We start from the raw sequence: 10,197 nt of genomic DNA, 5'->3' as shown, positions 1-10,197 counted from the left end.
AAAAAAAAAAAAAAAAAAAAAACAGGCCATAAAGGCCTGTTTTTTATAATTTCGAAACGTTCGCAGCTTGTGGTCCGCGGTTGCCTTCTTCAATATCAAAAGATACGGATTGGCCTTCTTCCAAAGTTTTAAAACCTTCGCCCTGAATCGCTGAGAAGTGAACAAATACATCGCTTCCGCCTTCGCGTTCGATAAATCCGTAGCCTTTTTCCGAATTAAACCATTTTACTTTACCTTGTTCCATTTTGTTTCCTCCTAATGTGTTTGAACACAAAATTACTATCCTTGCTCAAGTGATTTCAGGGGGTCAGTTTTAAAACTTTTTCCTTCCTTACCATACCGAACAAAAATAATTCTTTATTATAATAGCAGATTATGTATGGGGAGTCAAGACGAATTGATTATTTTTTTCTTCATTTTATTTTTTCTCCACTAAATGCCATGATTTTTTCCGGATTGAAACCTTCATGGCTGCCGGATCCATCCGCCTGAAAAAATTACGCTGCAAAAATGGGGAAAAGATGCCTGCTTGCAGGCATCTTTTCCGGTAAAGCATTTTATTTTTCTTCCCTGTATCCGTGGCCCGGAAAATTCCCGTAGCCGCCGTGGCCGTAATGCCCGGAATGGTAATGGTGGTGATGTCCGTATGGGTAACCGTGCGAATGGCCGTACGAATAACCGCCGTATCCGCCATAATGGTGATGATGCCCATACGGCACGGATAGCCGCCATAATACTGACTGGAATCTGCCAAATTTGTCACTCCTTTATCCATTGCTGCTTTTACAATATGGCAGTTGGAAGCGCATCGTTTGTGCATCCGCCTGCAAGCGGGAAAACAGGCGCCGGTTTAAACGGCCCGGATGTGCGTCTGCATTGTAAACCCCTTGCCAGGCCGGCCTGCTTTCGGGCATACCGTAAGGGCAATAAACATGCGGTTATATATATGAGAAACAATCATGCAATAAGCTTATTCAGTGACAATGGTTTCGCAAAAATGCAAGCGTTGGCCGGCCGTATCCAGTGTGACCGAGATGCCGAGCGGAAGCGCCAGATTCGGAGTGCCGTGCCCGGATTGTATGCCGGCAAGCACCGGCTTGCCGATCCCGCAAAAAAATTTTTCCAGGACTTCCTGTGCCGTAAAGCCATCCGCATATGCTTCCGGCTCACAGTCCGTCCATTGGCCGAGCAAAAACCCGGAGGCGTCATCCAGTTTTCCGGAAAGCTGAAGCTGGGTCAGCATCCGGTCGATCGCATAAGGTTCTTCATGCACTTCTTCAAGAAAAAGAATTTTCCCGCTTGTATCAATTTCAAACGGCGTTCCCATCAGTGCGCAAATCAATGACAGATTCCCGCCTGTAAGCGGTGCTGTCACGGCCCCTTCACTCCACGCCTCCCCCGTGTAACTGCCGGCAGGAACACCGGTTGACGCCAGCTGCAGCAATGATTGTACCGAAAGATCATCTTCTTTGATAAATTCGACAGCCGCCATCGGGCCATGGATCGTGGCGAGGCCGCATTTTTGCTGGAAAGCAATATGCAAGGCTGTAATATCGCTGTAACCGATGAATAATTTTGGATTCTCCCGGATCCATTCAAGGTCCAGATACGGCAAAATTTGCGTCGCCCCGTATCCGCCACGCAAACAAAGAATCGCCTGCACGTCATCGTCTGCAAACATCGCATGAAGATCGGCCGCCCGTTCAAGCGGCGTGCCGGCCATATACCCGCCATAAACTTTTCCCGCATTTTCTCCGGTTTTTACCCGGAAACCGAGCCGCCGCAATATGGCAATTGCAGTCTGAATCCTTTCGATTGAAACCGGGCTTGCAGGCGCGACCAGCCCGATCGTATCCCCGGCCTGCAGCCGTTTTCCTTTTCTCATCCTTCTCCCCCCTGGTTGATGAATTGCAGTACGATTTGCTCTTCCGCTTGATGTACTGCTTCTTCATCCAGTACATTATTGATCAAAATAGAAAAAATCAGCTTTTTCCCGGATGTTGCCTGCATATAGCCGGAAAGTGTGCTGACGCCTGTAATCGACCCTGTTTTGGCAAAAACCCGTCCTGCAGCGGCCGTCCCCTTAAACCGGTTTCTGAGGGTTCCGCCTTCCAGCCTGTTTTCAGCCCCTGCAACGGGCAGCGCATCGAAAAAGCACGGAAACCAGTCTTTTTCCTGTATCCGGTATAAAAGCGCCGTCAAATCATTTGCCCGGACCAAATCGGCGTGGGATATGCCCGAACCGTCGCGGAGCATCATCAGGTCAGGATCCATGCCAAAGTTTCTTGCAACGCCGCGGATTACTTCAAGCCCTTTTTCCCAGCTTCCTTCCCCTTTTTCCGTTTTCCCCATTTCTTTTACAAGCATTTCGGCGATGGTGTTATTGCTGAATTTTAAAAACGGCGCCATGATGCTTGATAAAGGTGGCGATTGGGAAAAAAGAACCGGAACTGCCGCATCCTTCACCCTGCCCGTTTTGATCGTACCTTGCACGGTGATCCCGTTTTCCTCTAAAGTTTTTTTGAAAACAGACAGCACCCATGTCGCCGGGTCCCAGACCGCTTTCCATTGCCGGACTGCGGCTGAATCGGCAGTAATCGTCCCGCTTGCCGTAAACGTATTCCCGCCGTGTGCCCGGCTGATTACGATATCGTCCTCTTCCTGCTTGCCATCCGGCACGGTTCGGACATGGTTGTCCAGTTTAACCATCCCGCTTTCCGGAACCATTTTGATCCGCGCTTTCATGCCGGGTTTTTTTGCCGGGGCGACTTCAAAAATGGCCGTCCCTGCATCATAATCGCGGTCAGGCGATAACGTTAAAGCCGAAATTTGTGCCCCGTAATATTCCTGCTCATCGCTCCACGGCAAGTCAAGTGAATACCGAATATCGTCATAGCGCGAATCATCCCCGACCAGGTCCCCCTGAATACGCCGGATCCCCTGTTTCTTTAATTCAGCCGCCCAGTCCGCTAAATCGGATTTTAATAAAGCAGGATCTCCTCCCCCTTGTATGTATATATCACCGTAAAGCGTACCGTTTTCGATCGCGCCCGTGCGGTACACGCCCGTTTTAAAACGGGCATTTCCCCCGAGTGTTTCAAGCGCGGCGGCCGCGGTCAGCAGTTTCATATTGGACGCAGGGCGCAATAGCGTGCTGCCATTTTGTTCGTAGAGCAGTTCCCCGGTATCAGCCGAACGGACGCTGATCGCAACAATCCCGCCTTTTAAAGGGGCGGCCTGCAAAATGTCGGCAATTTTTGCGTCTGTTTCTTTTTTTCCGCGGCCTTCCCTGTCCCCTGCTGCACAGGGCCCGGTTCCCTGAATAAATAGGAATGCCATCGTCCATATCACAACCCATCTTTTATGCAATACATTTCCCTCCGTATGAAATTCTGCCTTGCTTTATCATATTCCTTCTTCTTTTTAATCTTTCCGTAAACGCTGTTTTGGCTGCGATCTTCTTTTTTCCAATGATTCATTTCGCGTTTTTAAATATTTTTTTCCAAATTAGTAGAACAAGCATGCCTGTATAGTATAAAATGCTTGTGGGGGTGTAATCATGTACCGGTTTGGCTATTACGTTGTTGCCGCCATTTTGTGGCTGCTTGGCGGCAAAATCAAAAAAGAAAACAAAGAGAAAATCCCTGCGGCTCCGTTTGTGGTCGTTTGTACCCACCAAACATGGCTGGACATTATTTACCTGGCGATTGCCATCTGGCCTGTCCAAATTCATTATATGGCGAAACAGGAACTTTTTTCTAAAAAATGGATAAAATGGCTGTTCACGAAGTTGCACGCTTTTCCAGTCAATCGTGAAAATCCGGGCCCGAGCTCGATTAAAATTCCAATGAAACTTTTAAAAGAAGGGAAAGTCGTCGGCATTTTCCCTTCCGGAACACGCAAAAGCGAACATGTTTCTTTAAAACGCGGTGCCGTGACGATAGCTTTAAAAGCAAATGTTCCGCTTGTCCCGGCTATTTACGAAGGGCCGAAAACATTGAAAGAAGTCATTGCGAGAAAGCCAAAACGCGTGCGCTTTGGCGACCCGATCAGGCTGGCAGACGGAAAAAAAGGAACAAAAGAAGAAATCGAAAAAACGATTGTTCTGCTGCAAGACACTTTTGAAACGCTGAAAAAACAGTAAAAATCTTTTCCGCTTTCCGGAGGCAGATGAAAAAGTCCAAAAGAAAACAAAAAAACGGCGAGGCACCACATTCAAAGTGTCTCACCGTTTTTTTGCATCCGATCTCTTGTAAAAATAAAACATCACTTTTTCAGTGCCCCTGCCCGCCGGCGGAAGGGTTTTTCCTTTTTTAATTGAAAAAACAGTCCATCTTTTCTTATAATAAAAGGGAGTACTTGCCAAGGAGGAGAGCGTCATGCTAAGCGGTTGGTTTTCTGCTTTTATTTTAATATGGATCCTCTGTCTGGTTTTTCTCTTTTCAGTTGGCGGCTATTTTATGTTCCGAAAATTTTTGAAAAGGCTTCCGAAAGAAGACGGAAAATCGATACTTGACCAGCAGGAAGAGACAATCCTTAAAACGCGGCACCTCTGGACGCCGGAGTACAGAGAACTGCTTGAAGAACTAGTAAGCCCTGTCCCGGAATTGTTCCGCGATGTGGCCAGGAAAAAAATCGCGGCAAAAATCGGGGATGTGGCGCTTTCCAAAAATGCAAAGAAAATGACACTGGACAATATCATTCAGGGCTATATCCTCGCCACGCCAAGAAGGGACCATAAATTCCTCCGAAAAAAATTAAAGCAGCTGGACATCGATGACAGCCGCTACGAGCATTTGTTTGCGCAGGAAAAAACAAAATCGGCCCGGTAAATGAAAAAACATCATTCGGTAAAAGCGAATGATGTTTTTCAAGCACGGACCCCTTCATCCAGTTCCTGTATGAGCCGCCTGTACTGAATATACATGGCGACGCGCCACGGCAGAATCATGCCGAATGCGAGCAGAAAAAACATGCCGCTGAGCTGCCCGATTTGAATCGAGGAGCTGAGTACCACCTTCATCAGCAACCGGATGAGAAGGAGCCCGATCAGAATAAACGGAAAAGCTTTCGACCGTTTTAAATATACATTTCCGTCACGGACTTCGAAACGGGAAGTTTTAATTAAAAATATGGAAAAGAACATTCCGACCACAAATGCTTCCAATACTTCGGCAGGCGTCACGCGAAAATACGGGACGACAAACATCAATGCCCCAGTACTCATAAAGACCGGCGGCAACAATATTTTTTTTGTGGAAACGGGCTTGTTCTGCCCTTTTAAACGGACAAAAATGACCAAAGACCCCATCAAAATCGCAACAATGAACGAGATGACAATGCCTTCCATGTCTCAACCCTCTTTAGTAACAGATTTTTAACAAAATAAATATAGCTACGGTAAATATAAGTTTCCTATGCTAATATTCAACCATAAAAGCGGGGTTGATGTCCAGCCGGAATGCCTGCCTCTCTTTTTTTGCGGCGCCTGTCAGTTCAAAACGCGTTCAACCGCTTCTAAAACACGCGTTTCATCAAAAGGCTTGACGATAAAATCCTTTGCGCCGGATTCTATTGCTTCGACGACCAGTTTTTGCTGGCCAAGCGCGGAGCAAATAATAATTTTTGCGTCCGGGAATTCGCGCACGATCTTTTTCACAGCTTCAATGCCGGTCATCTCCGGCATGGTAATGTCCATCGTAACGACATCCGGCCTGACTTCACGGTATAATTCAATCGCCCGCTGCCCGTTCTCCGCTTCGCCCACAACGGTATGGCCGCCGTTTTCCAGCATTTTCGCCAAAGTCATCCTCATAAATTTTGCATCATCCACAATCAACACATTTGCCATCGATCGAATTTCTCCTCCTCATTGATCCGTTAAAATGCAACCCGGATTAAAATCCCTGGAATCCCCCGAACAGCGCACTCATATAACCGGAAATGACAGGCATCCAGTCAAAAAAGAACAGGATTCCGGCGAATATCATCACAACACCGCTCCATTTTAATAGTTTCACGCTATATTTTTGCATCCACCCCAATCGTCCGATAAAAAAAGCAAGGACAAAAAAAGGGATGGAGAAGCCGAACACATATGCAGCCATATAGACGGACGCAGAAGCCGGATGGGCCACTGCCATCGCCAATACCGAGGCAAGAATCGGCCCGGTGCAAGGCGTCCAGCCGGCAGCAAACACAAGCCCGACGAGAAAAGAACCCAAGAATCCGGCCGGCTGCTTTTTTACATCGATTCGGTACACTTTCATAAAGATCCCCGGCTGAAAAATGCCCGCAGCAAGCAGCCCAAAAAAAATGAGCGCGACTGCACCGAGCTGCCGGATGGCATCCTGGTAACGGATAAAAAAACTCCCGATCCAGGAAGCACCAAACCCCAATGCAATAAAAACTGTGGAAAATCCTGCGAGGAACCAAACGGTATGCAGGATACTTTTCCACTCCCGCATGCCGCCCCCGCTTTTTAACCGGCTAACAGAAGCGCCGGTTATATAAGAAACAAAAGCAGGGTAAAGCGGCAGACAGCAAGGCGATATAAAGCTCATGAAACCTGCCCCGAAAGACAGCCATACTGTTACATCAGCCATCGGTTCACTCCCCATCCCGGCTCATTTCATTTTAACATAAACTGATTGAAAGAGAAAAAACATCACGAAAGCATAAAAATGGAACATGAAATCAAAAACCACCTTTTCTGTGCAGGAAATTGGCAGAAAAAGTGGTTTACAGAATCGTGAGAAGCTTAACAATGGTGATGGATATACCACAAAAGCCGGGTATCCAGCTTAAGATTTCATTTGTTTGTTCATGGCATTCATCATTTGATTAATTTTCTTCTGAGACGGCTTCATACCCATTTGCATCATCATCATTCTCAGCATTTGTTCATTAATCGGCGGATTTTTCTTCAGGTAATTCATCATATATTTACGGGCGATGAAAAACCCGATTGCTGCGCCTGCCAAAAGAGCAATAAGGGCTACAAGAACGAACACCCAAATCATAATATACCTCCTTCACTCACATACAGTGTACTAAATCCATTTGAATTATACAATACTTGTTTTCTTCTCACACGAATTTTCTTTCTTTAACCGGTTTTATCCAGCCGTATCGTTTATGGTCGTAATCGATTGCAAGCAGATTTCCTTTGAAGTTCCTCAGAATTTCAAAAACGGCGGTTTCTGTATCATAACTACCGGATACGTTCAGGCGGAGCATTCTTTCTTCTATGGTCACTTCCAGCACCTGCCCCTCTTTTTTTGAAAGAAGTTGGCAAGCGCCGGTTTTCGTCATGTTAATGGTGTCAGAAAATAACGGCTGCAAGACATGATGGACAGGCAAGAGCGGAATCTGCTTTGTAATATAATGGATCTGTCTGCTGAGGACATTTTTCAAACTTCCGGAAACGTGCGCATACTGGTGAAAAAGGTTAAAAAACATTTGTTCCCTGCCGTAATAATATTGTGCAAACTCCTCTTTTATCAGGTAGATAGAATAGGATCGCATATGATCTCACTCCCGCAACTTTGTTACCTTCACTATAATGGACGGGCCCCAAAAAAGTTGTCGTTTGTTGTAACAAAATTTAAAAAATTACTGTGGAACATTCGATTACACGTACATACAGGAAAATAAGCGTAAATGTATCAAAGCGTTGCTGCAAAATCGGTTGCGTCCAAGGGAGAAGCTAATTCAACTCAGCTCCGGTACTTCAAGCCCCCTATTCTTATACCCTTCCTTCATAAAAATGAGCCTGCTTTTGCGAATACCGCAAAAGCAGACCCGGAACGATTACATGCCCAATAATTTTTTTACACGTGCCACAACATTTTCAACGGTAAATCCGTATTTTTCCACAACGGTATTGCCGTTTCCGCTTGCGCCAAACGTATCAACCGACAAAATATCGCCTTCATCGCCGGTATACCTTTCCCAGCCGAATGGTGAAGCCATTTCAATGGCAAGGCGTTTTTTCACCTGTGCCGGCAATACGGATTCTTTGTATTCTTTGCTTTGCTGTTCAAAACGGTCCCATGACGGCATGCTGACAACAGCAGCATCAATCTTTTGTTCCGCCAATTGCTGCTGCGCGAGCACAGCCAGATGGACTTCCGACCCGCTGGCAAGAAGGAGAACGTCAGCCATTTCCTTTTGTGCAGGGGACACGACATAGGCGCCTTTTGAAACGCCTTCCAGCGCTTTTTCAGCCGTCCCTTTCAAGGTTGGCAGCCCTTGGCGCGTCAAAACAAGCGCAGTCGGATGGTTTTCAGATGACAGGGCCAGCCGCCAGGCAGCCGCCGTTTCATTGCCGTCCGCGGGGCGGATGACCGACAAGCCCGGCATCGCTCTTAAAGAAGGAAGCTGTTCAACCGGTTCATGCGTCGGCCCGTCTTCCCCGACTGCGATACTGTCATGCGTAAAGACGTATGTTACCGGGAGGCCCATAAGCGCGGCCAGGCGGATGGCAGGACGCAAATAATCCGAGAAAACAAAGAACGTGCCGCCGTATACATGCACACCGCCATGAAGCGCCATGCCGTTCATGGCTGCGCCCATCGCAAATTCGCGGACACCAAACCAGATATTGCGCCCTTCATAGGCATCCGGCATATAGTCCTTGTCTTCTTTCAACCGCGTATTGTTGGATCCGGCAAGGTCGGCAGATCCCCCGAACAAAGACGGCAAATGTTTGGATACGGCATTTAGCACTTCCCCGCTTGCCGCACGGCTGGCAAGGATTTTGCCTTCTTCATAGACCGGAATGTCCTTGTCCCATCCATCCGGAAGCTCGCCTTTTATCGCCTGTTTTAGTTCAGCCGCAAGCTGCGGGTATTGTTTTTCATAAGCCTCAAACAGGGACGCCCACTCTTGTTCCTTTTTCACGCCGTTTTCTACAACCAATTCACGGAACCGGGCGTAAACTTCATCCGGAACATAGAAGTCTTCTTCAAACGTCCATTTATACGCTTCTTTCGTCAGTTTCAGTTCATCTTCTCCGAGCGGAGCGCCGTGGGCAGCCGATTTCCCGGATTTGTTCGGGGAACCGTAACCGATGATCGTTTTCACTTCGATGAGTGTCGGCCGGCTTGTATCCGCCTTTGCTTCCTCGATCGCTTTTGCGACCTGTGCCATATCATTCCCGTCTTCAACCCGCAAATACTGCCAGCCGTATGCTTTAAACCGGTCGGCAACACTTTCGGAAAAGGCCTTGTTTAACTCGCCGTCAAGGGAAATGTCATTGGAATCGTACAATACAATGAGGCGTCCCAATTTTAAATGTCCCGCCAAGGAAGCAGCTTCGGCAGATACACCTTCCATTAAGTCGCCGTCTCCGCATAAAGCATATGTATAATGGTCAATGACGGGGAAATTTTCTTTGTTGTATACAGCCGCCAGATGCCGTTCTGCCATCGCCATCCCGACTGACATGGCAATCCCCTGCCCGAGCGGACCGGTCGTTGCTTCCACGCCTTCCGTATGCCCGTATTCCGGATGTCCCGGGGTTTTGCTGCCGTATTGCCGGAAATTTTTAATATCATCCATGCTTAATGCATAGCCGGATAAATGGAGCAGGCTATAAAGCAGCATGGAACCATGCCCTGCGGATAATACGAAACGGTCCCGGTTAAACCAGTGCGGGTTTTCCGGGTTTTGGTTCATAAATCTTGTCCAGAGGGTGTATGCCATTGGCGCAGCCCCCATCGGAAGCCCCGGATGGCCGGATTTTGCTTTTTCAATGGCGTCAATGGACAAAGTCCGGATTGTTGTGACTGCCAGTTCGTCCGTTTTATCAAACATCTGCTAACATCCTTTCTTCATGGGTTACAATTTTATATTAAGGCAAGTGAAACCCATAACACAACTCTTTTACCATTTTGTATGGATTTTGTAAGAAAGAAGCAGGATGGCGCCCCTTTAGTGCAGCTTTCTTTTTGTTTGGATTTGCTTTATTTTTTCCGGGGTAACGTCCTGGCCTTCGGGGTCAAGCACACGGACATTTTCAATCGTTTTTCTGAATGAAGAGCGGAACGCCTGCAAATACTCGCTTCGCAACTTTGACTGTTCTTTTGCTTCCTCACCTGTCAGGCCGCCGGTTTTCGCTTTTTTCGCCAATTCGTTTATTCTTGCCATTTTTTCCTTTGAAAGCATATTTTCTCTCCTTTAATCCGTGATTGA

13 protein-coding genes are annotated in these 10,197 nt (G+C 47.2%); 2 read left to right on the top strand and 11 right to left on the bottom strand.

Annotation, left to right across the window (positions count from 1 at the left end; genetic code table 11):
* Positions 1-43: 43 nt before the first annotated feature.
* From IC21_RS03745 to dacB, 4 genes are all read right to left on the bottom strand, one after another.
* On the bottom strand, positions 44-244 hold the full coding sequence (locus IC21_RS03745) for a cold-shock protein (protein WP_013859436.1): 201 nt from the start codon (positions 242-244) through the stop codon (positions 44-46).
* Positions 245-418: 174 nt separating this feature from the next.
* Positions 419-763: a hypothetical protein gene (locus IC21_RS17085; protein WP_235801098.1), complete on the bottom strand. Its 345-nt coding sequence runs from the start codon at positions 761-763 to the stop codon at positions 419-421.
* Positions 764-970: 207 nt separating this feature from the next.
* Positions 971-1,885 (bottom strand): S66 peptidase family protein, encoded by a 915-nt coding sequence (locus IC21_RS03735; protein ID WP_029141480.1) that lies wholly within the window; start codon positions 1,883-1,885, stop codon positions 971-973.
* Positions 1,882-3,369 carry a D-alanyl-D-alanine carboxypeptidase/D-alanyl-D-alanine endopeptidase gene (gene dacB / locus IC21_RS03730; RefSeq protein ID WP_029141481.1) on the bottom strand — a complete coding sequence of 496 codons (1,488 nt, stop codon included), beginning with the start codon at positions 3,367-3,369 and terminating at the stop codon, positions 1,882-1,884. Before dacB ends, IC21_RS03735 begins: the two co-directional genes overlap by 4 nt.
* Positions 3,370-3,559: 190 nt before the next feature.
* On the opposite strand from dacB, the gene IC21_RS03725 reads away from it, so the two are divergent.
* Both IC21_RS03725 and IC21_RS03720 read left to right on the top strand, forming a co-directional pair.
* A complete protein-coding gene (locus tag IC21_RS03725) occupies positions 3,560-4,144 on the top strand; it encodes a lysophospholipid acyltransferase family protein (RefSeq protein ID WP_029713762.1) in 585 nt (194 codons plus the stop codon).
* A gap of 235 nt (positions 4,145-4,379) precedes the next feature.
* Entirely contained in the window at positions 4,380-4,832 is a 453-nt protein-coding gene (locus IC21_RS03720; RefSeq protein WP_013859442.1) for a DUF2621 domain-containing protein, read from the top strand.
* A 38-nt stretch (positions 4,833-4,870) separates the two neighbouring features.
* Here the strand turns inward: IC21_RS03720 and IC21_RS03715 are convergent, their stop codons facing one another.
* The 7 genes from IC21_RS03715 to IC21_RS03685 form a co-directional block, all read right to left on the bottom strand.
* Positions 4,871-5,350, bottom strand: a complete 480-nt coding sequence (locus tag IC21_RS03715) for a CcdC family protein (protein ID WP_013859443.1) — start codon at positions 5,348-5,350, stop codon at positions 4,871-4,873.
* Positions 5,351-5,491: 141 nt separating this feature from the next.
* On the bottom strand, positions 5,492-5,851 hold the full coding sequence (locus IC21_RS03710) for a response regulator (protein ID WP_013859444.1): 360 nt from the start codon (positions 5,849-5,851) through the stop codon (positions 5,492-5,494).
* A 46-nt stretch (positions 5,852-5,897) separates the two neighbouring features.
* Positions 5,898-6,605 (bottom strand): cytochrome c biogenesis CcdA family protein, encoded by a 708-nt coding sequence (locus IC21_RS03705; RefSeq protein ID WP_017553010.1) that lies wholly within the window; start codon positions 6,603-6,605, stop codon positions 5,898-5,900.
* Between the two features lie 198 nt (positions 6,606-6,803).
* Complete coding sequence (locus IC21_RS03700; RefSeq protein ID WP_013859446.1) at positions 6,804-7,022, bottom strand: YneF family protein; 219 nt, start codon at positions 7,020-7,022, stop codon at positions 6,804-6,806.
* Positions 7,023-7,089: 67 nt separating this feature from the next.
* Positions 7,090-7,527, bottom strand: a complete 438-nt coding sequence (sirA, locus tag IC21_RS03695; protein WP_019720383.1) for a sporulation inhibitor of replication protein SirA — start codon at positions 7,525-7,527, stop codon at positions 7,090-7,092.
* 285 nt (positions 7,528-7,812) lie between these two features.
* The gene (gene tkt / locus IC21_RS03690) at positions 7,813-9,819 is read right to left on the bottom strand and encodes a transketolase (protein WP_029141482.1); all 2,007 of its coding nucleotides are present in this window, start codon (positions 9,817-9,819) and stop codon (positions 7,813-7,815) included.
* A 117-nt stretch (positions 9,820-9,936) separates the two neighbouring features.
* A complete protein-coding gene (locus tag IC21_RS03685) occupies positions 9,937-10,170 on the bottom strand; it encodes a DUF896 domain-containing protein (protein WP_013859449.1) in 234 nt (77 codons plus the stop codon).
* Positions 10,171-10,197 lie beyond the last annotated feature (27 nt).

Origin of the sequence: Heyndrickxia coagulans DSM 1 = ATCC 7050, assembly GCF_000290615.1 — a bacterium.
GTDB classification, from domain to species: Bacteria; Bacillota; Bacilli; order Bacillales; family Bacillaceae_C; genus Weizmannia; species Weizmannia coagulans.
Note: the sequence above shows the minus strand (reverse complement) of the source record. Positions and strands in the feature narration are given on the sequence as shown.

Excerpts from the sequence above, each read along its gene's own strand:
- IC21_RS03735 (WP_029141480.1), bottom strand. The coding sequence starts at position 1,885 with ATGAGAAAAGGAAAACGGCTGCAGGCCGGGGATACGATCGGGCTGGTC.
- IC21_RS03685 (WP_013859449.1), bottom strand. The coding sequence starts at position 10,170 with ATGCTTTCAAAGGAAAAAATGGCAAGAATAAACGAATTGGCGAAAAAA.
- IC21_RS03700 (WP_013859446.1), bottom strand. The coding sequence starts at position 7,022 with ATGATTTGGGTGTTCGTTCTTGTAGCCCTTATTGCTCTTTTGGCAGGC.
- IC21_RS03745 (WP_013859436.1), bottom strand. The coding sequence starts at position 244 with ATGGAACAAGGTAAAGTAAAATGGTTTAATTCGGAAAAAGGCTACGGA.
- IC21_RS03725 (WP_029713762.1), top strand. The coding sequence starts at position 3,560 with ATGTACCGGTTTGGCTATTACGTTGTTGCCGCCATTTTGTGGCTGCTT.
- tkt (WP_029141482.1), bottom strand. The coding sequence starts at position 9,819 with ATGTTTGATAAAACGGACGAACTGGCAGTCACAACAATCCGGACTTTG.
- IC21_RS03715 (WP_013859443.1), bottom strand. The coding sequence starts at position 5,350 with ATGGAAGGCATTGTCATCTCGTTCATTGTTGCGATTTTGATGGGGTCT.
- IC21_RS03720 (WP_013859442.1), top strand. The coding sequence starts at position 4,380 with ATGCTAAGCGGTTGGTTTTCTGCTTTTATTTTAATATGGATCCTCTGT.
- IC21_RS03705 (WP_017553010.1), bottom strand. The coding sequence starts at position 6,605 with ATGGCTGATGTAACAGTATGGCTGTCTTTCGGGGCAGGTTTCATGAGC.
- IC21_RS03710 (WP_013859444.1), bottom strand. The coding sequence starts at position 5,851 with ATGGCAAATGTGTTGATTGTGGATGATGCAAAATTTATGAGGATGACT.
- sirA (WP_019720383.1), bottom strand. The coding sequence starts at position 7,527 with ATGCGATCCTATTCTATCTACCTGATAAAAGAGGAGTTTGCACAATAT.